Here is a 22,916-nt window from a genome sequence, read left to right on the forward strand (position 1 = left end):
ATGCGCTTTACGGGACGTCATTCAGCGTCGAGGACGGGACTGGAATCCGGAAAGGGTGGGGCGGACGATCAGGGTGAAATCCAGATCCAACACGCTGGCCCCATACACACATTCTTGCCGCTAACCCATCGTGATGTCGGGTGAGTGTTCACAGTCCCGCGTGAGTGAATGAGAAATGGCCTCCGGATCAGATCCGGAGGCCATTTCCTCTGTTGTGCGCGAAGGGGGACTTGAACCCCCACGCCCGATAAGTTGGGCACTAGCACCTCAAGCTAGCGCGTCTACCAATTCCGCCACTCGCGCTGGCAACAGAGATTACTTTACACGCGACTTTCGGCCGTGCAAAATCAGATCGGCCGATTGTGACGCACGGCACTCAACTGATTTCGCTGAGCCTCTCACCGGCGCCTGCACACGCTCATTCGCGAAGTTCTGAGACCTCGGAGAGGATGTGCGGCTTGCCGGACTTGAGGTCGAAGACAGCGAACTTCGCGGCCTCATGCCGACGCCCCTCGGTGATCGCGAAACCGACCGTCGACGGCAGCAGCACGGGCTTGGCAAAGGATACGTCCCACCGGTAGGAGCTCAGCCTCGTATCGACCGCAGACAGGGCACGCGAGGCGCCGTACATTCCGTGGGCGATGAGCCGCGGGAAGCCGAAGCCCTTCGCCGCGAGTCCGTTGAGGTGGATCGGGTTGTAGTCACCCGAAGCGTGGGCGTAGCGCTGCCCGATGATCGGATCGAGTCGCCACAATGCGGTCGGGGTGGGAGCCGTGAACTCCTCCCGCGGTGGCTGCGGCTTCGATTCGGCATTGGGCAGCTTCTTGCCCTTGGCCAGATAGGTCGTGGTCTCGCGCATGCGCAATTCGCCTTCGACCTTGGCCTCGACGATGACCTCGATCGTGGTTCCAGCAGAATGCTGGAACGGACCGGCCAACTCCACATGGAAGTCGACGCTGTCACCGACATGTACGGCGCCGAGGCTGTCGATGCGGTTGTGGACATGGACCATGCCCATCATCGGCAGCGGCACCTCGGGGTCACCGAGGAGCTGCATGCTCAACGGGAACGCAAGCACGTGGAGGTAGCCGGGATGGACGGTGTTGCCCAGACCGGCGCCGACGACGGTGGTGAACCCGGCGTAGGCATCGGCCTCGATCGGCATACTGCGATCCAGGGCGCGGGTGGGCAGATCAGGACTCGTGCGTGTGCCCAACGGCAGTGCCTTGAGCACGGCCTTCGCGTAGAGCGGCAGCATGGATTCCTTCGCCATCACGCACCCACCATGTTCTGGCCGCACACGCGCAGTGTCGAACCGTTGATGCCCCTGGCCCCCGCCGAGGCGAGGAAGCCGATGGTCTCGGCCACGTCGACAGGGTGTCCTCCCTGCTGGAGGCTGGAGAGCCTGCGGGCGACCTGGCGGGTCAACGCCGGCATCTTGGCGGTCATATCGGTTTCGATGAAGCCGGGGGCCACAGCGTTGATCGTGCCGCCGAGCTTCGCGAAGTCCGACGCCGAGGCGGCTGTGAGTCCGATGACCCCGGCCTTCGACGTCGCATAGTTCGTCTGTCCGCGGTTGCCCGCAATGCCCGAGGTCGAGGCCAGTGACACGACCTGAGCACCCTCAGCGAACAGCCCCTTGGCCTGCAGGTGGGCGTTGATCCGGGCCTGGGAGGCGATGTTGACGGCGATGACGGAGTTCCAACGGGAGGCATCCATGTTCGCCAGCATCTTGTCACGGGTGATTCCGGCGTTGTGCACGAGGATGTCGACCGGTCCGCCGACAGCCTCGGCGATCTTCTCCGCCGCGGTGTCTGTGGTGATGTCGAGCTGGAGGGACCTGCCGCCGACTTCGTTCATCACCTCAGCCAGTGCCTGCCCGGCCTGGGGCATGTCGACGCCGATGACGTGGGCTCCGTCGCGGGCCAGGTTGCGTGCGATCGCAGCGCCGATTCCACGGGCGGCACCGGTGACCACAGCGGTGCGCCCGGCCAGCGGCCCAACGTCACCGGTGGACAGGAATTCCTTCATCCCGATCGGTGTGCCGGCCTGAGTCGAGACGGTGATGAACTGCCCCGAGACATAGGCTGATTTGCCGGAGAGCAGGAACCACAGCGCGGTGGCCACGGAGGGAGCCTGGACATCCACGCCGTCGAGGAGGATGCCGTTGGCGGTCGCTCCGCTGCGCATCTCGTGAGCCATCGACCGTGTCAGGCCGGTGATTCCCTGAGTCGCTGCCGCGAGCTCCGGGCTCTGCTGCTCAGGCTTGGGGGCTGCTGAGACTGTGATGACCCGACCGCAGCGGGCCAGTGATCGCAGTGCCGTTCCGATCTCAAGCACGGTCTCAGACAGGTCTGCGGGGGCTGACGCGTCATCGAAGACGGCGATGATCGCTCGCAGGGACTCCCCCGAGCTGGCATGGCGCCGAACTTCAAGACCGTTGTCGAGCAGCAGATCTGCCAGCTTCTGTGCCTCAGGCCCGGATCCGAGGACGAGGACCGGCTTCCGGTGGTAGTCCGCCGGTGTCGAGTCGAAGCGGTGCAGTTCGACCGGCTGGGGCAGGCCCAGGGTCTTCGCGACCTGCTTCAGTGGGCCGTTGACCAGGCCCAGGTAGGTGTCTTTCATGCTGCCTCCACAATCGCGGTGAGTCCCTGGCCGCCTGCTGCGCAGATCGAGACCAGCGACCTCTTCTTGCCTGTGAGCTTGAGGTACTTCGCGGTGGAGGCGATGATGCGTCCACCTGTCGCTGCGAACGGGTGTCCGGCGGCGAGGCTCGAGCCCAAGGGGTTGAGTTTGCTGCGGTCGATGGATCCCAGTGCTCCGTCGAGGCCTGCCTTATCGCGGCAGAACTTCTCCGATTCCCATGCCGCCAGGTGGCTGAGGACTGTCGAGGCGAATGCCTCGTGGATCTCGAAGACGTCGAAGTCCTCGAAGGTCAGGCCGTTGCGGGCCAGCAGGCGCGGGACTGCGTAGGCCGGAGCCATGAGCAGACCCTCGGCACCGTCGACGAAGTCAACTGCAGCGGCTTCGGCGTCGACGAGGCGAGCCAGGGGTGTGAAGCCGTGCTCGCTTGCCCAGTCTTCGCTGCCGAGCAGGACGGAGGAGGCTCCGTCTGTCAGCGGCGTCGAGTTTCCGGCAGTCATCGTGGCCGGAGTGCTCAGCTTCTTGCCGAAGACGGGTGAGAGCTTGGCCAAGGACTCGGCGGAGGAATCCGCGCGCATGTTCGTGTCCCGGCTGACGCCGAGGTACGGAGTCGAGAGGTCATCGAAGAATCCCTCGTCCCAGGCGCGGGCGAGGTTGTGGTGAGAGGCCAGAGCCAGAGCGTCCTGGGCCTCGCGGGTGATCTTCCACTCGGCGGTGGTGATCGCCTGGTGTTCGCCCATGCTCATGCCTGTGCGCGGCTCAGCTGTCGACGGAGCCTGCGGAGCCAGGTAGGCGGGACGGATCTGCGCGGCGATCTTCGCCCGCTGCGCAAGTGTCTTGGCCCGCGTGAGCTCGAGCAGGATCTCACGCATCGAGTCGTTGACGACGATCGGCGCGTCCGACGCTGAGTCCACACCCGATGCGATGCCCGACTCGAGCTGGCCGGCGTTGATCTTGTTGTTGAGGCTGACCACGGTCTCAAGGCCGGTGGCGCAGGCCTGACCGACGTCGAATGCGGGAGTGGTCGGCGACAGGGCGGAGCCGAGCACCGCCTCACGAGTCAGGTTGAAGTCCTTCGAATGCTTCAGGACAGCACCGCCGGCGACTTCACCGATGCTCTCTCCGGCGAGGCCGAAGCGGGCCACGAGTCCGTCGAGGGCGCTCGTGAGCATATCGAGGTTGCTTGCTTTGGAGTACTGCTTGTTCGAACGAGCGAACGGAATGCGGTTGCCGCCGAGGATGACAGCGCGCTGATTGGGAGTGGACATTTGCACCTCCGGTATATGGATTTAACTGTTACAGACAGTACCTGATACCGTCTGTCACATGAAATCGCTCACAGATGGTCGGTCCACTCGGTGGCAGCAGCATCGCGACCTCAGGCGCCGAGAACTGCTGCGCGCCGTCCGGCATGTCGTCGACGAGCACGGAGACGAGCTGTCGATGGAGCAGATCTCGGAGTATTCGGGCACCACCAAGTCCGTGCTCTACAGGTATTTCACGGATCGTGCCGGACTGCAGGCGGCAATGGGCGAATGGGCGATGGATGTCATCGCCAAGTCACTCGATGACGCAACAGCAGCCTCGGCGCAGGATGCACTCACCAAGATGATCCATGCCTTTGTCGCGCTCGCCGCAGAATCACCGAATATCTACCGATTCTGCGATACGGCAGTCAACCGCTTCGCACCGACGGAGACCGGCGGGTTCTTCAACTCGATCGCCGGCCTCCTCGCCGAGAGGCTGTCCCTGGAAGGAACGCAGGGACGCCTCTGGGCAGCAGGTGCGATCGGGTTCGTGCGTGCCGCGACCGAAAGCTGGCTGGCCGATCCCAGCCGCCCCAATGAATTCGCCACCGCAATCAGTCAATGGCTCTGGGCCTCGTTGCCCGCAAAACTAGGAGTAGACGAATGAAGCTTTCCCTTGATCCACAGGCGATCAACAATGCCCTCGATGGCCGGTGGGCCGAGGCTCGGCGCCAGGGCAGGACCCTGGCACTCGAAGAGATCACGCATGAGGATCCCGCCGATGACCTCGAGACCACGCGGGCGAAGACGCTCGCCGGGGTCGAGCTCATGGCCGACACCGGGCTGCCGATGGTGGCGCTGCCGCCCGCACTCGGCGGCCGCAACGAGCATGCGACCAATATCGCCAGCTTCGAGGAGACAGTCACAGCCTCACCCAGCCTGCAGGTCAAGGCCGGCGTTCAGTTCGGACTCTTCGGCGGAGCGATCCTGCACTTGGGCAATGCCGAACAGCACGACGCGTGGCTGGTCGCGGCGCAGACGGGCAAGCTGCTGGGCTCGTTCGCGATGACGGAGATCGGTCACGGCTCAGATGTGGCCGCGATCGGGACCACGGCAACCTATGAGGTCGAGAAGGACGAGTTCGTCATCGACACGCCCTTCCGTGCCGCGACGAAGGAATACATCGGCAATGCAGCCCGCGATGCCCGTGCCGCAGTGGTCTTCGCTCAGCTCATCACCAACGGCGTCAACCACGGTGTGCACGCATTCTTCGTGCCGATCCGTGACGAGGACGGCACCATCCTGCCGGGAATCAGCATTGAGGATGACGGCTACAAGGGTGGCCTCAAGGGCGTCGACAACGGTCGGATCGTCTTCGAGCAGGTCCGGATTCCTCGCTTCAATCTGCTCGATCGCTACGGTGCCGTGGATGCTGACGGGAAGTACACCTCCCCCATCGACTCCCCCGGACGCCGCTTCTTCACCATGTTGGGAACCCTTGTCCAGGGTCGTGTCTCCCTTGACGGTGCGGCCATCGTGGCGTCGAAGCTGGCGCTGGACATCGCCGTGCGCTACGGGCTCGAACGCAAGCAGTTCACCACTGTCGATGACATCAACGAGACCACCCTGCTGGACTACCAGCAGCACCAGCGCCGCCTCATGCCGGCCATCGCCTCGGTCTATGCCTCGGCCTTCGCCCACGAGAAGCTGCTCAACTCGTTCGAAGAGGTCTTCTCAGGCGCCGACGAGAGTGAAGAGAACCGGGCCCTGCTCGAAACCCGTGCAGCGGCGTTCAAGGCCGACACGACCTGGATGGCCCTCGACGTCATCCAGGAATGCCGGGAAGCGTGCGGCGGTGCCGGTTACATGGCCGAGAACCGTCTGGTGGGACTGCGCGCCGACCTCGACATCTATGCCACCTTCGAGGGAGACAACACCGTGCTCCTGCAGCTGGCAGCCAAGCGCCTCCTCGGCGACTATGCGAAGGAATTCGCCAATATCGATGTCGGCGGGGCCGCCCGCTACATCGGCACCCAGGCGGCTGAGCACACGCTCTACCGGACCGGACTGGCAAATGCGGGACTGGCGATCTCCGATGTCTTCACCCCCAACCTCGGCGAGAAGCGGATCCGGTCCGGACGCCTGCAGCGTTCGCTGCTGGAGACCCGGCTCGAAGTCATGGTCTCCGGCCTCGCGCAGGCGCTGCGCCCGGCGATGAAGATGTCGGCGGCAGACGCGGCCGACCTGTTCAATTCCAATCAGCATGAGTTCATCGAGATGGCTCGTGCCTACGTTGAGCTGGAGAAGTGGAAGGCCCTCGACGAAGCGATGAGGGAGCAGCAGGACCCCGTCCAGAACAAGCTGTTCCGGCGTCTGCGCGATACGTATGGTCTCAGCCTCATCGAGAAGCATGTGGGCTGGCACCTCATGTACGGTCGCCTGCCGATGCTGCGTGCCCGTCAGCTCAACGAGACGCTCAATCGCCTGTGCGCGAAGCTCTCGGCGAATGCTCTGGACCTGGTGGACGCCTTCGGCTACGGCGATGACCATCGTCGCGCCACGATCTCGACCGGCGTTGAGGCCGAGCGACAGGACGAAGCCGCGGACTACTACCGTCACTCCCGCGCCCAGGAAGACTATGCGGTGCCGGAGAAGCAGCTGCGTAAGGCCGAAAAGGCAGCGAAGAAGGCAGCCGAGAAGGATGCTCGCAAGGCGAAGGCCGGGAAGTAGAAGGCTTCACTTCCGGTGAGTCCTGACAGACAGTGAGTCCTGACAGACAGTGAGTCCTGACAGACAGTGAGAGGGCCGTGCGGCGAATCAGCCGCACGGCCCTCTCATGTGTTGTGCCCGGCGTGTTGTGCCCAGGCAGGCGATCAGGTGTCGAGGAAGTCCTTGAGTGCCGTCGAGACAGCCTCGGTTTCGGTGAGGAAGCCGTCATGGCCGATGCCGGAGTCGATGACGTGATGGGTCACGTCTCCGGGCAGGTTCTGGGCGAGGAGTTCGACCTGCGCGGGCGGGAACAGCCGATCCGAGGAGACGGAGACGACGAGGTTGTCGACGCAGGCATCGGCCAGTGCAGTCGTCAGGTCGTGTGAGCGACCGATGCGCACATCGTGGTCTCGCAGGGCTCGGGTGAGCACGACGTAGCTGTGCGGGTCGAACCGTGCGGTGAGCTTCTTTGCCTGGTGGTCGAGGTACGAGGTGACTTCGTAGTAGTCAGGCGATCGGCGTCGCCGGGAGAATCGGTTGTTGAGGTCGACATCGTTGCGGTACGTCAGGTGGGCGATCTGGCGTGCCAGACCCAGCCCCTGTGCGGGGAAGGCCCCGACCGCGGTGTAGTCACCGGAATAGTAGTCGGGGTCGAGTTCGATCGCGCGCTCCTGCATCATCGCCCAGGCGATCTGATCGGCTTCGCAGAAGGCCGGTGCTGCGATGATCGCGCACTTCTTCACCTTGCGTTTGTCGAGGAGCGCGAATTCGAGGGCTCTGGCTCCGCCCATCGATCCGCCGATGACGGCATGCCAGGAGTCGATGCCGAGGATCTGAGTGAGATTGTGTTCCAGTCGGGCCATATCGCGGATGGTGACCTGAGGAAATCTGGATCCGTAGGGCAGCCCGTCGTCATAGACGGACTGCGGTCCGGTGGTTCCCGAGCACCCGCCGAGCGAATTCGCGCACACCACGAAGTATTTCTCGGTGTCGATCGCCTGCCCCGGACCGACGATGCCTGCCCACCATTCGGTGACGCTGGTGTCGCCGGTCAGGGCGTGTTCGACCAGGATCGCATTGCTGCGCTCCGTGTTGAGTGTGCCGAAGGTCTCATAGGCGACTTCGACAGTTCCGAACGTGTGTCCGGATTCTGTGACGAAGCCCAGGATTCGCTCGACGGAAGTGCTCTGGGTGGTCATGTCAGGCGGCGGCCGATGCGATCGCTGCGGCAGCGGCGAAGCCCTTGTCGAGGTCGGCGATGATGTCGTCGCTGCCTTCGAGTCCCACGGACAGACGCACGAAGGCAGGGTTCACGCCGGCGGCGGCCTGTGCCTTTTCGTCCAGCTGGGCATGGGTCGTCGATGCCGGGTGGATGACCAGCGAGCGGACGTCGCCGATATTGGCCACGTGGGAGTGCAGTTCAAGTGCGTCGACGAATGCCACGGCGGCGTCGAAGCCTCCGGCGATGTCGAAGCCGAGGACCGATCCGACACCGTTGGGCAGGTACTTCTTGGCCTTGTCGTGCCAGGGGCTGGACTCGAGTCCCGCGAAGGCGACCCGGCTGACCTGGTCGTGGCTTTCGAGGTAGGAGGCGATCTTGTTCGCGTTCTCGACGTGGCGGTCGATGCGCAGGCTCAGGGTTTCGATTCCCTGGGCGATGAGGAATGCGTTGAACGGGCTGACGGCCGGTCCGAGGTCGCGCAGACCCTGCACACGGGCCTTGAGGCCGAAGGAGACGTTTGCGCCGAAGGCCGAGTCCGCGCCGAGGTCGCGAGCGTAGACCAGACCGTTGTAGGACTCATCTGGGGTGTTGAAGCCGGGGAACTTCTCCGGCTGTGTGCCGTAGTCGAAGTTTCCGCTGTCGACGACGACACCGGCGATCGAGTTGCCGTGTCCGCCGAGGTACTTGGTGGCCGAGTGGAGGACGACGTCGGCACCGTGCTCGATCGGGCGCACCAGGTAGGGGGTGGCCAGGGTGTTGTCGGCGAAGAGCGGAACACCGGCTTCGTGGGCGATGTCAGCCACTGCGGCGATGTCGAGGACATCGGAGCGGGGGTTGGAGACAACCTCGGCGAAGAAGAGCTTGGAGTTGTCCTTCGCTGCTGACTTCCAGGCCTCGAGGTCGTCGACGTCGACGAAGGTGGTTTCGATGCCCAGCTTGCGCAGGGTCACGTGAAGCAGGTTGTAGGTTCCGCCGTAGAGGCTGGAGCTGGCGACGATGTGGTCACCGGCTTCGGCGATGTTCGTGATCGCCAGCAGGGCTGCCGACTGACCTGAGGCCGTGAGCACGGCGTGGACGCCGCCTTCGAGGTCGGCGATGCGGTTCTCCACGACCTCGGTGGTCGGGTTGGTGATGCGGGTGTAGATGGGGCCGAGCTCGGCCAGGGCGAAGCGGTTCGCGGCCGTCTCATTGCTGTCGAAGACGAACGAGGTGGTCTGGTGGATGGGCAGCGCCCGGGAGCCCGTGGCCGGGTCCGGTGTCTGGCCAGCATGGATCTGACGAGTTTCGAATGACTGGGTCATGATGTGTCTCCTTCGGGTACGGGTGAGTCGCCCGTGGTGGTCCGCGCGATTGTTTGTGGTGATGTCACTACTGTCTTCGACTCTGTGACTTCCCCGATGCGATCTCGTCATGTTCATGTCACCTGGCGTCATGTTTCGTCACACCACTAGTTTTCGCAGCGCTCACACCGCCAGTCCCCTCAGCGGAAGTTGCGGGCCTTGGTCGGCAGCTGCACCTCGAGTGGGATGAGCTTGTGCGCGTAGAGGCTCACGACCTCTCCTCCGCGTTGGATCAGCCCGGTGACCACGAGTGCGTTGCGTGAGGTTGCGATCGGCCTGAACCTCTTCATCAGCCCGGCAGTGGCCACGACGTTGAGCATCCCGAATTCGTCCTCGAGGTTGATGAATGTGATTCCCGAGGCGGTGGCCGGGCGCTGTCGGTGGGTGACGATGGCGGCCACCGTCATCCGAGTCCCGTCCGCGGCCGCAGCGGCATCAGCCGTCGAGGCATAGCCGCGTTCGATCAGGGACGCTCGCAGGATCTCGGTCGGGTATCCGTCGACGGTGATCCCGGTGGAGAAGAGTTCTGCCAGGGTCGTATCGAAGGCGTCCATGGTCGGCAGGGTCGGTGCCGAGGAGATCGTGGCGGTTCCCGGCAGCACGCCCGGGTGTGCTCCCGCGACGCCTCCGGCCAACCACAGTGCCTGTCTGCGGTCGAGGTCGAAGCTGCTCAGTGCTCCTGCGGTGGCGAGCCCTTCGAGTGCCTGCTTTCCGATTCCGGTTCTCTCTGCCAGGTCCGCCACCGAGGTGAACGGTGCGTTCGCGCGTTCGGTCACGATCACCTCGGCGAAGGAGCCGACATGGGACACCGAGTCCAGACCCAATCGGATCCCGAACTCGCCCGAGTCTCCGGTGCCATCGGACTCGAGTCGTTCCAGGTCGCTGCCAGCCATTGAGTGGCGGATGTCCACGGGCAGGATTCTCACCCCGTGTCGGCGGGCGTCGGCGACGAGGGACTGCGGCGAGTAGAAGCCCATCGGCTGGCTGCGCAGCAGGCCGACGGTGAATGCCGCATGGTGGTGGTATTTGAACCAGGCCGACTGATAGACGAGGTTGGCGAAGCTGATCGCGTGGGATTCGGGGAACCCGTAGTTGGCGAACGCGGCGATCGTGGAGAAGATGGACTCCGCGGTCTCCTCGTCGACTCCGTTGGCCGCAGCGCCTGTTTGGAATTTCTGGGCCAGCTCGGTCATCCGCTTCTCTGATCGTCGCGATCCCATCGCCTGCCGCAGCTGGTCGGCATCGGCCCCGGTGAAGCCGCCGACGTCGATGGCCATCTGCATGAGCTGCTCCTGGAACAGCGGCACCCCGTAGGTCTTGGCCAGGGATTTGCGCAGCAGCGGGTGGAGGTACTCGACCTTGTCCAGGCCCTGCCGTCTGCGGATGTAGGGGTGGACGGAACCGCCTTGGATGGGGCCGGGCCGAATGAGGGCGACCTGAACGGCGAGATCATAGAACGTCTCCGGGCGCAGGCGGGGCAGGGTCGCCAGCTGAGCCCGTGATTCGACCTGGAAGACGCCCACCGCATCGGCCTTCTGCAGCATCGTGTAGACGGCTTCGTCCTCGTCGTCGATGTGGGCGCGTTCGATGAGCTCGCCGGTGTGCCGGTGGACCAGGTCGACCATCTCGTGGAGTGCGGTGAGCATGCCCAGTCCCAACAGGTCGAACTTCACCAGGTCCATGACGGCGCAGTCGTCCTTGTCCCATTGGACGACGGTGCGATGGCCCATCGTGGCCTTCTCGATCGGAACGACCTCACCGATGGGACGATCGGCGAGGATCATGCCGCCGGAGTGGATGCCCAGGTGACGGGGTGAGCCCAGCAGGTCATCCGCGATCGTGAGCACAGGCGCGGGGACCGGGGAATCCTCCGCCTCGGGCAGGGTCGACCAGCGGTTGCTGGCCTTTGAGAACGCATCCTGCTGCCCCGGTTCGTAGCCGAGGCTGAAGGCCGCGTCACGGATGGCTGATTTCGCCCGGTAGGTGATGACGTTGGCGACCTGGGCCGCCCGCTCACGGCCGAAGTGGTCGTAGACGTATTGGATGACTTCTTCGCGCCTGCCCGATTCGATGTCGATGTCGATGTCCGGATAGCCCTTGCGGTCCGGTGAGAGGAAACGGTCGAAGAGGAGTTCGTGCTTGACCGCGTCGACGGCGGTGATGTCGAGGACATAGCAGACCGCGGAGTTCGCCGCCGAGCCTCTCCCCTGGCAGAAGATGGCCACCCGATGGCAGAACTCGGTGATGTCGTAGACGATGAGGAAGTATCCGCAGAATCCCAGCGTCGCGATCATGTCCATCTCCCGATCCAGCTGGGCCCAGGCCTTCGGGTTCTCTGCTCGGGTCCCGTAGCGCCTGGCACCGCGATCTTCGATGAGCTCACGCAGATATTCCTCGGCCCCACGGTCATCAGGCATCGGCGCACGCGGCAGATCCGGGCGGGCCGAGTTCAGGACGAAGGAGCATTCCCGGCCGATGGCCACCGCGTTCTCCAACGCCTGACGCGGGAAGCGTGCCGCCATCTCCTCCCCCGTGTGGATCCGAGCGTTCGCCGTCGCCGGCAGCCACCCGGCCAGTTCGTCGAGGGACAGCCTGGACCTCACCGAGGCCCGCACCTGGGCTGACTTCCACTGCGCCCGAGTGGCGAAATGGACGCTGTTGCTGGCCACGATCGGCAGGTGGGTGCGCTGAGCCAGGTCGCCGAGGTGGCGCAGCCGTTCATCGTCATCCGGAGTCCCATCCCGGCTGAGTTCAACCGCGAGACGGTCGGCTCCGAAGAGCGCGATGAGTTTGCGCAGGGCACCGAGTCCCCCGTCCGGGTCATTCAGGGCTCGACGCAGGGGGCCTTTGCGGCAGCCAGTGAGAATCGTCCAGTCACCGCTCATCGCTGCCAGTTCCTCGAGGCCGAACACCGGTCGGTTCTTCTCCCCCGCCAAGTTGGCCTCGGTGATGGCCATCGAGAGTCGGTGGTATCCCTCGACTCCACGAGCAAGGACCAATAGGTGGGTGGCATCGGGATCGGTCTGGCCGGGGATCTTCTCCTCCAACCCCACGGACAGCTCAGCACCGAAGACGGTGGGCAGACCCACCTCGGCGGCGGCATGGGCGAACCGCACCGCACCGTAGAGACCGTTGTGATCGGTCAGCGCCAAGGACGTCAGCCCCGCGGCCGCACCCGCGGCCACGAGCTCCTCCGGGTCGGAGGCCCCGTCGAGGAAGCTGAACTGGGAGTGCACATGCAGCTCGGCCCACTCGACGGTCGAAGTGCGCAGAATGGGCCCCTGGCCAGGCCCCGAATACCGGCCGACACCATCGGAGCCGCCTGGACCCACCGAGACCTGATGGCGGTCTGGTCGGGAGAAGGCGGGCGCGTCGGATCCGTCGGCGTGTTCGTCAACCGATCGCCTGTTGACCGTCTGCCTGTCGGTGACCTGTTTGCGGTCGACCTGTTTGCTGCTGGTCTGCTTGCCCTCCAGCCGCTGGGCCAGCTGGGACCAGGGTGTGCGCGGATTCGAAAAGCCCATCAGCGGTTCAGCTCCCTCATCTCGGTGGTTCGGTGCATCAGCGGTATCGGCCGGTGATGTGCCACTGGCCGTTCTCTTTGCTCAGCAGCAGTGCCTGCCCCGAGTCGGTGACGACCTGCAGACGGGTCCGATAGGTGGCTTTCGCCGGATCCCACCAACCGGATTCCACGGGCCAGGAGCCCGAATAGTCAACGATTGCCTCGGTGGCTCCAGTCGGAAAGCGGATCGCGTACGGTGCCGATTCCAGGCCTGCGGGGCGAGCCCCCACCGAGCGACCTCCCACGGCAAGCACGTCGACGGGCAGGTTCTCAACCGTCGTCGGTCGGGGTGCGTGCAGTGCCCCAGGCCAGGGTGCCCCGGGGCTGCGCACCGGTGATGCCGCCTGCTGCCACGGCGTCCACAGGTTTGTCTCGGCCGGATCCCATCCGCCCTGCAGCCCCGGGACCAGAACCGCGTCGGGGCCGAACAGTCCCTGCAGCCGCTCCAGCGTGTGAGTGACCTGCCCGGTGTTCTCATCGAACAGGCTCCTCGTCGCCCCGATGGGGGTGGTCAGCTCCGCGGCCACGAGGCCAAGAGCGATGATGCCTTCCTCGGAGAAGTCCTCCGGGTCGGGGCCAGGCTCGTCGGGGGCCGGCGTCTCCCTGTCCTTGCTGTGCCTGCTGTCTTTGCGGTTCTTGCTGCTCGTGCGGGAAGGGGTTGAACCCTGCTGAGGGGAGGCCGGTCCCTTTCGAGTGCTTCCGGCCAACCATCCTTCTGCCTGCCACCGCAGACGATCGGCGATGGTGTTCTCGTTCATGTCCTCGATCCGCCAGGTCCGCTTCGAGGACTGTCCCGAGACGGCGATGAGCTCGATCGTGATCTGTGTGCATACGAGTCCTCGGCGGCGCACTGTGGTCAGCAGGTCGGCGGCGAGCTGGCGGGTCAGGAATCCTAAGGTGTCACTGCGAGTCGTCGGCTCGTCCAGACCGAGTTCGACGGTGAGCTTCTCCTCCCGCACATGATCGTTCAAGGGTGCCCATTCGACGCCTGTGGCCAGATCGTGAGCGTGTTTGCCCAGCGTCCCGAAACGTGAGTTCACCGCCCGCACGTCGATTCCGGCCAGATCTCCCAAGGTGCGCAGGCCCAGCTGGGTGAAGGTGTCGATGAGTTCGGTCGCACCTGCCCCCGCATACTCGAGGGTGCTGATCGGCTGGGCGGCCAAGAACTCTGCAGTCTCCCCCGGCTCGACCCGCCGCGCCTGCCCCGCGGCGAGGACTGCTGCGAAGACGGTGTCGGCGATGCCGGGGAAGAACTCCCACCCGGTGGCCGCCACCAGCGCGGAGATCAGAGCCTCAACGGCGCTGGGCTCATCGGCATAGCCGTGCTTGAGCGAGTCGAGGGGAATGGCGAGCGTGCCGGGGCTGAGCAGAGTGAACCGTGCCACGAGTTCCTCGAGCGCTCCGACTCCTGCGGAGAAGTGTCGGTTGTCTGTCTCTTCATTCCAGGCCACCACTTGGGCTTCGGGACAGCGATATCCGACCGCGCGTTTGTTGTTGCCCAACGCGATTCCGGCGGCACGAGCAGGCGCGTTGGCCGCAACGACCTTGCCCCCGCTGAGCACCGCTACCGGAGTGCGCGGGCTGAACTCGTGCTCGGTCGCGGCGGCCACGGCGGACCAATCGGGAACGGTGAGAACGAGCGTGCGACGACCCTCGGCGCTCGCGGCGGCAGGCGCACTGTCGCTATCTGCTGGGTCGCTGCGCACCGCCGTGGGGCTCTTCTTCCCTGGCGCGGCTTCAGCTGACACTGCGGATCACCGGCCGTTCGAATGTTCCCTCAGTCGGGGTGCGTGGTGGTGCTTCGCTGGGAGTTCCGTCCGGTCCGGGCAGCAGGAACCGGTGGACGCCGGTCTGGGATCGGGCCTGCACGAGGCAGGATCGGAGACGTCCATGGCCGTGTTCTGTGCCCGACCACTGCGTGTCGGTGATGGTGATCTGCTCCGTGCTGCCGGGCATCGAGGTCAGGCTGATGAAGCTGATCTTGCGTTCGCGCACCTTCGCCAGCAGCCGGGCGCGTTCGCCGGCACTGGGCAGAAATCCTGGATCGACGACGAGGACGTCGAAGGATTCGATGAGGATGGAGGCCACACGCAGCCAGTCTTCGGCCGGGGTGACGAGGTTGACGAAGTGGTCGAGGTCAACACCCAAGTCGGCGATGGATGACACGGCCGGTTCACCGAGTCCGATGCCTGCACACCATTTCTGTTCTTGGGTTGCCATGGCGATCGTGGCCAGGGCGCAGCTGAGGGATTGGCCTCCGGTCAGTGTCACGATCTCACCTCGGGGAAGACCACCTCGGCGGAACATCGGGGCCAGCACCGGGTCCACGGGGCGAGGAACGAGCCCATCGAACAGAGCAGTAGCCGTGGAGATACCCAGCTCCCGGCTGAGCTGTTCAACGAGTGGCACTGCAGACATGACATCCATTATCGAACTAGTGTTCTAAATAGGCAAGATTTACGCGGCCGTATTGTCCGCCCGGGCGTGTCGCCATTCCGCCTCAAACGGATCGGCCGGCGTTTTCTTCATCATGGTTCTCACCCTTCTTCTTCGGCCTTCACAGCCGCTCGGTCCGGGAGTCCCCCTGACCTCGAACCGTGCCTTCACCATACGAGGAGCCACTGACACGTGATCGGAATCATCATGTGCGAGAGAAGACTTTCAATCCACCTCATTCTATTTTGTTTCGTCTGTTGAATATCCCAGTTCGATATGATTGGAATCTCACGCACACAGGCGTCCCCGCGGAGACGCTCCGCGCTCGACCCGGACCGCCTCGGCGGTAGGCTGACTGCATGAGCGATGGGACCAACGAGACCACACACCCGGCTCGGACAGGCTCACAGGAACAGGTCGAGACGGCAGCCAGGGAGTGCGCCACCCGAGCCTCCTATGATGCGATCGCGGAGACGTACACAGACTGGATTTCTGCCGAGCTCACTGCGAAGCCGCATGACCGTGCGGTCCTCGGCGCCTTCTCCGAACTCGTGCTCTCCACAGGACATTCCGAGACCCTTGAGATCGGGTGCGGCCCAGGTCGGATCACGGCATTCCTTGCCGCCCTGGGGCTGAGCCCCTCTGGCCTCGACCTCTCCCCCGCGATGATCGCCCAGGCAACTCGCCTCTACCCGAACCTTGACTTCACCACCGGGTCGATGACCGCGCTGCCGAACCTCGACAACAGCGTCTCCGGACTCGTCGCCTGGTATTCCATCATCCATATTCCCGATGAGTCCCTGCCCACCGTATTCGCCGAGGCGGCACGAGTGCTGCGTCCGGGAGGGTGGTTCCAACTGGCCTTCCAACTCGGTGACCGCGTGGATCATCAGGCCCAGGCCGCCGGCTTCGACGTCGATCTCGACTTCCACCGCCGATCGATCGAACAGGTGCTCACGATCGCCGAAGACCATGGGTTCACGCCCGTGACCCGCATCGAACGCGAACCCGATCGTTCCGGCCCGTTCCCCGAGTCGACCCGCCAGGGCTATCTGCTCGTTCGACTCGCGACCACATCCTCGGACTCGCAGTAACCAAGCTCGTGGACCGGCAAGCGGGCGATCAGTGACAAAATGGGTGTCATATGAACATCGACATCGTCTTCCACACACCCGAGATCCCCGGCAACACCGGCAACGCCATCCGATTGGCCGCGGTCACGGGTGCCCACCTCCACCTCGTCGAGCCCTTGGGCTTCGACCTCTCCGATGCCAAGCTGCGTCGCGCGGGACTGGACTACCACGATCTGGCCCACGTCACGGTCCATGCGTCTCTGACGGATCTGTGGAACCACCTCGGCGAGCGTCGGGTCATTGCGTTCACGACCCACACGGATCAGTCCTTCGCCGAGGTGGACTACCGTGACGGTGATGTCCTCCTCTTCGGTCAGGAGTCGACGGGTCTGCCCGATTCCGTCGTCGACGATGACCATGTGGATCTGTCCGTGCGCATCCCGATGCTGCCGTCGAGGCGGTCGCTCAATCTTGCCAATTCCGCGTCGATCGCGATCTACGAGGCGTGGCGGCAGCAGGGATACACCGGCGCCTGAACGCGCGTAGACTTCTGCCCGACAGCAATTCCCGAAAGGACCACTATGACCTCCAAAGTGCTCACGATCGCCGGTTCCGACGTCTCCGGCGGAGCTGGACTCGAAGCCGACCTGAAGATGTTCGAAGAATACGGCGCATTCGGCACCGCCGCCGTGACCTGCATCGTCACCTTCGACCCGAATGACGGCTTCAGCCATGTCATCGAATTCATCGACCCCGAGGTTGTGACGAGGCAGCTCGAATCGACGCTGGCCGTGCACAAGTTCGATGCGATCAAGTCGGGCATGCTCGGGTCCGTGGAGAACGCGCTGGTCCTGGCTCAGAAGCTGAAGACCAATGAGCTGCCCTATGTCTTCGACCCCGTCCTCGTGTGCAAGGGTGCGGGCACAATGGTCGACCTCAAGGATCTCTTCGTCGACAACCTCGTGCCTTTGGCCACGGTCATCACCCCGAACCTCGAAGAGGCCGCCACGTTGGCCGGACTCGAGCCCATCGATTCGGTTGAGGGCATGGTCGAGGCCGCGAAGATCATCCACGCCCAGGGTGCGAAGAACGTCGTCGTCAAGGGTGGTGCACGTCTGACCGGTGAAGATGCCATCGACATCGTCTTCGACGGTGAGAGCATCACGACGCTGCGCTCACGCAAGGTCAATGAGAAACTCGTCAACGGTGCAGGCTGTTCCTTCGCCTCATCCATCGCCGCTGGCATCACCACTGGCTTGAGCATCCAGGACGCGGTCGTCTCGGCGAAGGAGAAGGTCGCTCACGGCATCGCAAACTGCCTCGACAACGCCACCGGCGTGGCCTCACTGTTCCACCCCGCGGCACGGACTCAGCCCTCACCCGAGGTCCGGGTCACGGTGGACTGACCCGAGCGTCCGAACCAGAGCGTCTCGACCAGCAGGAGACAGAGAACTGCCCCGCACACCAGCTCAGGTGTGCGGGGCAGTTCGCATGAGTCATGCGTGACGGTCGGAACCGTCGGGTCGGTCGAAACCGACAGGGGGTCAGCGCTTGCCGAAGCCCTTGTAGCGATCCTTGAACTTCTCGACGCGGCCTGCGGAGTCGAGGATGCGCTGCTTTCCGGTGTAGAACGGGTGCGATGCACTCGAGATCTCAACGTCGATGACTGGGTAGGTGTTGCCATCTTCCCACTCGATCGTCTTGTCGCTCTTCGCGGTCGAGCGGGTGAGGATCTTGGTTCCCGACGACAGATCGTTGAACACGATCGGTGCGTATTCCGGGTGGATGTCCTTTTTCATATTCTTACCTTTGCTGAATCCGCTCAGGCGCCTGGTATGGGTCGACCCATCCGCCAGTGCCCGAATTCGTCTGCTGGACACGCCCCGTACCGTAGGAACCGGACACGAAGCGACAGTCCAGTCTATCTGATGGACCGGCCCAAAGCGATTCCCGCACCGTCTCCTAAACTGTGGCCATGAACACCAAGGAACGCATCTCCGCGCAATTCGACCTCACGCCCGCCGCAACCGCTCCCGACCTCATGGCCGCATCGACCGCCGAGGCGCTGTCGTCGATCGCCGGCGAGGTCCACGCGTTCGCCATCGATCCGCAGATCGCCGACACAGCCGCCCTGCTCGATGCCACCGGGCTGGGACCCGAAACCTCGGCGAACTGTGTTCTCGTCGCCGGTTCGCGCGCCGGTGAGGAGCGCATCGCCGCCTGCATGGTGCTCGCGAACACCCGTGCCGATGTGAACAAGCGCGTGAAGAAACTCCTCGACGTGCGCAAGGCCTCGTTCCTGCCCATGGACCGTGCGGTTGGCGAATCGGGGATGGAGTACGGCGGCATCGGGCCCATCGGTCTGCCTGCCGACTACCGGATCCTCATCGACTCACGCGTCGCCGAGGCCAAAGAGCTCATCATCGGTTCAGGCATCCGTGGTTCCAAGCTCATCCTCTCCGGTGCGGCGTTGGCATCGCTTCCCACCGCCGAGGTGGTCGAGGGTCTCGCGAACGAGATCAGCTGAGATTCTCGGTCAGCTCAGGTCGTCGGTCAGCTGAGGTCGTCGGTCAGCTCAGTCCTGCCTTGTCGAGCACGAAGTCGATGAGTGGTTCGTAGAGGTAGGGCACGACGTCGTCATCGAGAGGGACGGTGACCTCGATGGCTCTCTGCGCCTCGGCGACGAAGAGGGCCGGATCGTTGCAGTCCGCGTAGCCCAGCGTGCGCAGTCCCCGTGTCGAGGCCGCACCTGCCCACCCATGATCGGCCACGATCAGGTCGGGGGCAGCGCCACCTCGGCAAGTGATGTCATCCAGCAGTGCGTGCATGGGTTCGGCGAGGTGAGTGTGCGGGGTCCCACCGTGCTGGTGCCAGGTCCACACGCGGTTGATCTGCCGGCAGTCGCCGCCGAGTCCCGGAACCGGAACGGCGTTGGCCTGGTGCATGATTGTGGCGCCGCCGGCATCAGCGGCCGCGGCGATGGCCATGTGCACGGGAAGGAGGCCCGCGGGATGACCGGTGGCGAAGAGTATCTCTCCCCCGGCACGAGTGACCTCGCCGATAGCCACGGCTACACGCTCGAGGGCATCGATGCAGCGTTGCGTCGAAATCGTGTCCACACCCTCGACGAAGTCCGTTTCGGGACGCAGCCCGCACCGGTCGACCATAAGAGCGAACACGGAGTCATAGTCCCAATCGCGGGTGAGTTCGACACCGAAGTCGAACTGCTTCTCCTGTGCGAGGAACCGGTGGATGTGGGAGAGGTTGTTCTCTCGGGGTGTTCCCACCTCACCGGTGATGCGAGCTGCTTCCAGGGCGTGGGCGAGTGTGGTGCGGTCCACTGGTCTCCTCTTGTGCGGTCACGTGCGCCAAAGTCACGACGAAAATGGTCATGAAAACGGCAGGACAATGTCTGTCTCCAGTCTCCCACAGCCGGTCTCGCCCCCGGTCAGCGCTGTGGAGGGCTCTGGTCCCGCAATGGTCGGCGCCCCGTGACTGTCAGCAGCATCTCCCGGGCGCTCGCCCGCACTTCGCGCGGGCCGGTGCCCATGCTGAACTCTGCGTCCTCGGCGATGAGTCTGACACCGGTGAGATCCGTGCCGAAGTAGGCGAGGTTCTTCTCCCCTGCCTGTTCGAGTACGAGTCTGATCCGTTCTGCGGGTGCCGATGCAAGTCCCAGAGGCTCCGTGATGTCGAGGCCGTGGATGACGTCGTGGCTGAGGGCTCCCACCGGACCGCCGCCGGGTGGTCTCCATGGATTGCGGATATTCTCTCTCAGCGCGGCCAGGAGGTCGGCGTTCGTGAGTGTGTTCGTGTCCTCGTGGGCGAGATGATCGGCGAAGTCGTTGAACCTGAATCCACGTCTGGCCAGGCCCAGAAGGAAACGGAGACCTCTGTGTCGGTAGGCCATCGTCATATGGGCGACGACTACCCTGACCCGCCACCCGGTGCACAGCGAAGGTGCCGACCAGTCGTGTGAGTCGAGTCCGTTAAGCAGGTCGACCACGCGGGCGCGCTCGGCGAAGGTCTCGTCGCGGATGAGTTCAGCGGAGGGATGTGTGTTCTTCTTTGGGTTCATACTTCTTATACGCAGGTCCGGGTGCGAACTCATCGGTCGACGACGAAATTCTTTTCAGACGAGCGTCTCAGGCAGTGGGGTCCACACTCTCTGGGAGGCCGAACTCGCGGAATCGTCCCTGGCTGCCGAGGAAAGTGACCAGATGGGACACCGTGTTCTCTCGCACCTCGACGAGGAGCAGCGCAAAGGCACGCGGCACACCGTCGCTGCCGACCCGGTACTGCCCGAAGCCTGGGCTGCCGTTGATCGGCACGGGAATGAGTCGGTCACCGTCGCAGGCATCGGCTGCGCTCATGACCGTAAGAATGGTCTCTCGTCCTTCGAGCCACCAGGCGAACGGCGGCATCGAGGACCGAGCGTCTTCACGCAACAGACGCCGGAGCGCGACCATGTCGTGGGCCTCGAAGGCGCTGACATAGTCATCGAGCAGTTGCCTCTGCCGGGCGTCGGTGGGGTCGAAGACCTCTGTTGTCTCTGGTGGGGACTTCGCCAAGCGTGCTCGTGCCCGTTGCAGGGCGCTGTTGACGGCAGGCACCGTGGTTCCGATGATGTGCGCGGACTCCTCGGCGCTGAAGCTGAGAACCTCACGCAGCAGGAGCACCGCGCGTTGCCGTGGTGCCAGACGCTGCAAAGCCGCGATGAAGGCATAGCGCACGCTCAAACGCTGTTCGACGATCTCGGCCGGGTCGGTGGCCGAGATCACCCGGGAGTCAGGGATCGGTTCGACGAAGTGATCGGCTGACAGCGGCGCACCCAAATCAGCAGACGTGGTGCCTGTCCGCGCAGGGCCCAGGTCGGTGGCCCTGGTCCGGCGACGTGCGCCGCGCAGCAGATCCAGGCAGATATTGGTCGCGATCCGGTGCACCCAGGTAGAGAGCGTCGCCCGTTGCGGGTCATAGCTCTCAAGGGAGCGGTAGGCCCGCAGGATCGTCTCCTGGACTGCGTCGTCGGTGTCCGCCACGTTCCCGAGCATTCGGTAGCAGTAGGCAGTCAGCCGAATACGCAGTTCCTCGAGATCATCGACCGTTGGTCTCAGCGGTGCGTCTGTGCTCACACCGACATCATCACACGAAACCGGGGCGAGTGACCATCATTGAGCAAGGATATGGATGGCGCTTGTGCAGTTGGTGTGGCGTGAGGCTCGACCTCAGAGAGCAGCTTCAGGCTCCGTCTGCAGAGCAAAGCAGGCCACCGCCGAGGCGGCTGCGACGTTGAGTGAGTCCACTCCAGCGGGCATCGACACCCTCCACTCAGTCTTTGCTGGAATTCGGGTCACCGTGTCTCAGGGATGATCATACGAATGATGAGTGCGATCATCAGATCTTTTTCGGCCGGATCACCAGTCGAGTGGTTATGCGTTGCCCCTCACTCTGAACTATCGCAAATTTCGCGACAGTTGATTCTCCTTCGAGCTCCCCGCGCAAAGCGTTGGAAACGTGCTTGCCGATAGTCTTCACATCGCGTCCAAATAGAAGCGTTAGCTGAGGGCGTGTCAGCCGCTGACACGAGATCAGTCGTTCTGCAGAGCAAAGCAGGCCACCGCCGACGCGGCTGCGACGTTGAGTGAGTCCACTCCCCCTGACATCGGGATCATCACCGTCGAATCGCAGGCGGCGATCGTCGAGCGGCGCAGACCGTCGCCCTCGGTGCCGAAGACGATGGCGGTGCGCTCGGGAGCGTTCGCAGCGAAATCACGGATGGCCACCGAATCCTGTTCGAGGGCCAGAGCTGCGACATGGAAGCCGAGCTCACGCAATGAGTCGACTCCAGCCGGCCAGGACTCGATCCGCGTCCACGGCACCTGGAACACCGTGCCCATGGAGACTCGGATGGAACGCCGGTAGAGAGGATCGGCGCACCTCGGCGTGACCAGGACGGCATCGACGCCGAACGCGGCGGCGGATCGGAAGATCGCGCCCACGTTGATGTGGTGTCCGGCTACGATCGGCTGCAAGGAAACCGCGCCTGACCAGGCACAACGGCATAAGCGCTTATCGCATGAGCAATTGGATAGATCATACCGATAGCGACGACTCTGGCTTTTGTATCGCAGTGAGTGAGGATGCCGAAGCGCCGAACTGCGATGAGATCGAGACGGCTCCGGCACTTGTCCAGGTGGCGTGCTGACGGGGATGCGGGCCGTCCTGCAATGTAGATTGGAACGTCGGACACACCGAGCGAGGTGGTGGTTTCGCCGAACGGTGCCACACTGCGAGATCGCCGAGCATTCGAGGAAGGAGGGGCATTGATGATCAGCAGCCCGTTCAACACGAGCGCGTCCAACTTCGGCAACGCGGCGATGCAGACGGCCGACGTCCCGTGGGACACTCCTGTGAAGATGCGGCTGGGAGCCGACGGGCCCGGTGAGACCGGCGCGTACATCGAGGTCAGCACCACTCGTGGATTCGCCAAGCGGATCCCGATCGACGAGGCACGCTTGTCCGAGTGCCGGCAAGAGCAGGACGGTGCGGCCGGGCTCGCGCTGTGCCAGCAACTCGTCGACGACCTGGCCGCGCGGATCGAGACGGCCGTGGCCGAAGCGGTGCGCGGTTGAACGGCCAGGCCGAGATGCTCGAACATGCCGCACCCTTGCGTGCCTGGCTGAA

The 22,916-nt window shown here is 64.1% G+C and carries 19 protein-coding genes, 1 tRNA gene and 1 pseudogene; 7 read left to right on the top strand and 14 right to left on the bottom strand.

Translation table 11 applies throughout. From position 1 onward, the window contains the following. Positions 1-215: 215 nt before the first annotated feature. The 4 genes from BAUR9175_RS00005 to BAUR9175_RS00020 all read right to left on the bottom strand — a co-directional run bounded on the left by BAUR9175_RS00005 (position 216) and on the right by BAUR9175_RS00020 (position 3,911). A tRNA-Leu gene (locus BAUR9175_RS00005) sits at positions 216-303 on the bottom strand. A 115-nt stretch (positions 304-418) separates the two neighbouring features. Next, entirely contained in the window at positions 419-1,273 is an 855-nt protein-coding gene (locus BAUR9175_RS00010) for a MaoC family dehydratase (protein WP_009881314.1), read from the bottom strand. Further along, the gene (locus tag BAUR9175_RS00015) at positions 1,273-2,625 is read right to left on the bottom strand and encodes a 3-oxoacyl-ACP reductase (RefSeq protein WP_009881315.1); all 1,353 of its coding nucleotides are present in this window, start codon (positions 2,623-2,625) and stop codon (positions 1,273-1,275) included. The genes BAUR9175_RS00010 and BAUR9175_RS00015 overlap by 1 nt, the downstream gene beginning before the upstream one ends. Next, the gene (locus BAUR9175_RS00020; protein ID WP_096145575.1) at positions 2,622-3,911 is read right to left on the bottom strand and encodes an acetyl-CoA C-acetyltransferase; all 1,290 of its coding nucleotides are present in this window, start codon (positions 3,909-3,911) and stop codon (positions 2,622-2,624) included. Before BAUR9175_RS00020 ends, BAUR9175_RS00015 begins: the two co-directional genes overlap by 4 nt. A 58-nt stretch (positions 3,912-3,969) precedes the next feature. On the opposite strand from BAUR9175_RS00020, the gene BAUR9175_RS00025 reads away from it, so the two are divergent. Then, the gene (locus tag BAUR9175_RS00025) at positions 3,970-4,557 is read left to right on the top strand and encodes a TetR/AcrR family transcriptional regulator (RefSeq protein ID WP_101582573.1); all 588 of its coding nucleotides are present in this window, start codon (positions 3,970-3,972) and stop codon (positions 4,555-4,557) included. Continuing rightward, positions 4,554-6,620: an acyl-CoA dehydrogenase family protein gene (locus BAUR9175_RS00030; protein WP_069600213.1), complete on the top strand. Its 2,067-nt coding sequence runs from the start codon at positions 4,554-4,556 to the stop codon at positions 6,618-6,620. The genes BAUR9175_RS00025 and BAUR9175_RS00030 overlap by 4 nt, the downstream gene beginning before the upstream one ends. Positions 6,621-6,763: 143 nt before the next feature. Here the strand turns inward: BAUR9175_RS00030 and metX are convergent, their stop codons facing one another. The 5 genes from metX to imuA' form a co-directional block, all read right to left on the bottom strand. After that, positions 6,764-7,798 carry a homoserine O-acetyltransferase MetX gene (gene metX, locus BAUR9175_RS00035; protein ID WP_069600214.1) on the bottom strand — a complete coding sequence of 345 codons (1,035 nt, stop codon included), beginning with the start codon at positions 7,796-7,798 and terminating at the stop codon, positions 6,764-6,766. A 1-nt stretch (position 7,799) separates the two neighbouring features. Next, positions 7,800-9,122, bottom strand: a complete 1,323-nt coding sequence (locus BAUR9175_RS00040) for an O-acetylhomoserine aminocarboxypropyltransferase/cysteine synthase family protein (RefSeq protein WP_101582575.1) — start codon at positions 9,120-9,122, stop codon at positions 7,800-7,802. Positions 9,123-9,301: 179 nt separating this feature from the next. Beyond that, positions 9,302-12,685, bottom strand: coding sequence for an error-prone DNA polymerase (locus BAUR9175_RS00045; RefSeq protein WP_101582577.1), 3,384 nt, complete (start codon positions 12,683-12,685; stop codon positions 9,302-9,304). Between the two features lie 37 nt (positions 12,686-12,722). Next, on the bottom strand, positions 12,723-14,471 hold the full coding sequence (locus tag BAUR9175_RS00050) for a Y-family DNA polymerase (RefSeq protein WP_240519902.1): 1,749 nt from the start codon (positions 14,469-14,471) through the stop codon (positions 12,723-12,725). Continuing rightward, complete coding sequence (gene imuA' / locus BAUR9175_RS00055; protein ID WP_226823531.1) at positions 14,461-15,141, bottom strand: DnaE2-dependent mutagenesis accessory factor ImuA'; 681 nt, start codon at positions 15,139-15,141, stop codon at positions 14,461-14,463. Before imuA' ends, BAUR9175_RS00050 begins: the two co-directional genes overlap by 11 nt. A 377-nt stretch (positions 15,142-15,518) precedes the next feature. On the opposite strand from imuA', the gene BAUR9175_RS00060 reads away from it, so the two are divergent. From BAUR9175_RS00060 to BAUR9175_RS00070, 3 genes are read left to right on the top strand one after another with little or no spacing between them, the layout of a single operon-like run. Then, on the top strand, positions 15,519-16,253 hold the full coding sequence (locus BAUR9175_RS00060; protein WP_009881325.1) for a class I SAM-dependent methyltransferase: 735 nt from the start codon (positions 15,519-15,521) through the stop codon (positions 16,251-16,253). Positions 16,254-16,303: 50 nt separating this feature from the next. Beyond that, positions 16,304-16,768 carry a tRNA (cytidine(34)-2'-O)-methyltransferase gene (locus tag BAUR9175_RS00065; RefSeq protein ID WP_009881326.1) on the top strand — a complete coding sequence of 155 codons (465 nt, stop codon included), beginning with the start codon at positions 16,304-16,306 and terminating at the stop codon, positions 16,766-16,768. A gap of 45 nt (positions 16,769-16,813) precedes the next feature. Next, a complete protein-coding gene (locus BAUR9175_RS00070) occupies positions 16,814-17,638 on the top strand; it encodes a PfkB family carbohydrate kinase (RefSeq protein ID WP_101582579.1) in 825 nt (274 codons plus the stop codon). Positions 17,639-17,776: 138 nt separating this feature from the next. Here the strand turns inward: BAUR9175_RS00070 and BAUR9175_RS00075 are convergent, their stop codons facing one another. Next, the gene (locus BAUR9175_RS00075; RefSeq protein ID WP_009881328.1) at positions 17,777-18,031 is read right to left on the bottom strand and encodes a type B 50S ribosomal protein L31; all 255 of its coding nucleotides are present in this window, start codon (positions 18,029-18,031) and stop codon (positions 17,777-17,779) included. Positions 18,032-18,207: 176 nt separating this feature from the next. On the opposite strand from BAUR9175_RS00075, the gene BAUR9175_RS00080 reads away from it, so the two are divergent. Beyond that, on the top strand, positions 18,208-18,759 hold the full coding sequence (locus BAUR9175_RS00080) for a YbaK/EbsC family protein (RefSeq protein WP_096177774.1): 552 nt from the start codon (positions 18,208-18,210) through the stop codon (positions 18,757-18,759). A gap of 43 nt (positions 18,760-18,802) precedes the next feature. On the opposite strand, the gene BAUR9175_RS00085 is transcribed toward BAUR9175_RS00080, so the two are convergent. From BAUR9175_RS00085 to BAUR9175_RS00105, 4 genes and pseudogenes are all read right to left on the bottom strand, one after another. Further along, positions 18,803-19,573 carry a phosphatase gene (locus tag BAUR9175_RS00085; RefSeq protein WP_009881330.1) on the bottom strand — a complete coding sequence of 257 codons (771 nt, stop codon included), beginning with the start codon at positions 19,571-19,573 and terminating at the stop codon, positions 18,803-18,805. Between the two features lie 107 nt (positions 19,574-19,680). Further along, positions 19,681-20,310, bottom strand: a complete 630-nt coding sequence (locus BAUR9175_RS00090; RefSeq protein WP_101582581.1) for a maleylpyruvate isomerase family mycothiol-dependent enzyme — start codon at positions 20,308-20,310, stop codon at positions 19,681-19,683. A 67-nt stretch (positions 20,311-20,377) separates the two neighbouring features. Next, entirely contained in the window at positions 20,378-21,364 is a 987-nt protein-coding gene (locus tag BAUR9175_RS00095) for an RNA polymerase subunit sigma-70 (protein WP_101582584.1), read from the bottom strand. A gap of 456 nt (positions 21,365-21,820) precedes the next feature. Then, positions 21,821-22,240: pseudogene (locus BAUR9175_RS00105) on the bottom strand (TrmH family RNA methyltransferase); the annotation flags it as partial. A gap of 318 nt (positions 22,241-22,558) precedes the next feature. Here BAUR9175_RS00105 and BAUR9175_RS00110 point away from each other — a divergent pair. Further along, on the top strand, positions 22,559-22,864 hold the full coding sequence (locus tag BAUR9175_RS00110) for a hypothetical protein (RefSeq protein WP_101582587.1): 306 nt from the start codon (positions 22,559-22,561) through the stop codon (positions 22,862-22,864). Positions 22,865-22,916: the final 52 nt, after the last annotated feature.

Source organism: Brevibacterium aurantiacum, assembly GCF_900169065.1.
Taxonomy (GTDB): Bacteria; Actinomycetota; Actinomycetes; order Actinomycetales; family Brevibacteriaceae; genus Brevibacterium; species Brevibacterium aurantiacum.

Excerpts from the sequence above, each read along its gene's own strand:
- BAUR9175_RS00010 (WP_009881314.1), bottom strand. The coding sequence starts at position 1,273 with ATGGCGAAGGAATCCATGCTGCCGCTCTACGCGAAGGCCGTGCTCAAG.
- BAUR9175_RS00015 (WP_009881315.1), bottom strand. The coding sequence starts at position 2,625 with ATGAAAGACACCTACCTGGGCCTGGTCAACGGCCCACTGAAGCAGGTC.
- BAUR9175_RS00020 (WP_096145575.1), bottom strand. The coding sequence starts at position 3,911 with ATGTCCACTCCCAATCAGCGCGCTGTCATCCTCGGCGGCAACCGCATT.
- BAUR9175_RS00025 (WP_101582573.1), top strand. The coding sequence starts at position 3,970 with ATGAAATCGCTCACAGATGGTCGGTCCACTCGGTGGCAGCAGCATCGC.
- BAUR9175_RS00030 (WP_069600213.1), top strand. The coding sequence starts at position 4,554 with ATGAAGCTTTCCCTTGATCCACAGGCGATCAACAATGCCCTCGATGGC.
- metX (WP_069600214.1), bottom strand. The coding sequence starts at position 7,798 with ATGACCACCCAGAGCACTTCCGTCGAGCGAATCCTGGGCTTCGTCACA.
- BAUR9175_RS00040 (WP_101582575.1), bottom strand. The coding sequence starts at position 9,122 with ATGACCCAGTCATTCGAAACTCGTCAGATCCATGCTGGCCAGACACCG.
- BAUR9175_RS00045 (WP_101582577.1), bottom strand. The coding sequence starts at position 12,685 with ATGGGCTTTTCGAATCCGCGCACACCCTGGTCCCAGCTGGCCCAGCGG.
- imuA' (WP_226823531.1), bottom strand. The coding sequence starts at position 15,141 with ATGTCTGCAGTGCCACTCGTTGAACAGCTCAGCCGGGAGCTGGGTATC.
- BAUR9175_RS00060 (WP_009881325.1), top strand. The coding sequence starts at position 15,519 with ATGAGCGATGGGACCAACGAGACCACACACCCGGCTCGGACAGGCTCA.
- BAUR9175_RS00065 (WP_009881326.1), top strand. The coding sequence starts at position 16,304 with ATGAACATCGACATCGTCTTCCACACACCCGAGATCCCCGGCAACACC.
- BAUR9175_RS00070 (WP_101582579.1), top strand. The coding sequence starts at position 16,814 with ATGACCTCCAAAGTGCTCACGATCGCCGGTTCCGACGTCTCCGGCGGA.
- BAUR9175_RS00075 (WP_009881328.1), bottom strand. The coding sequence starts at position 18,031 with ATGAAAAAGGACATCCACCCGGAATACGCACCGATCGTGTTCAACGAT.
- BAUR9175_RS00080 (WP_096177774.1), top strand. The coding sequence starts at position 18,208 with ATGAACACCAAGGAACGCATCTCCGCGCAATTCGACCTCACGCCCGCC.
- BAUR9175_RS00090 (WP_101582581.1), bottom strand. The coding sequence starts at position 20,310 with ATGAACCCAAAGAAGAACACACATCCCTCCGCTGAACTCATCCGCGAC.
- BAUR9175_RS00110 (WP_101582587.1), top strand. The coding sequence starts at position 22,559 with ATGATCAGCAGCCCGTTCAACACGAGCGCGTCCAACTTCGGCAACGCG.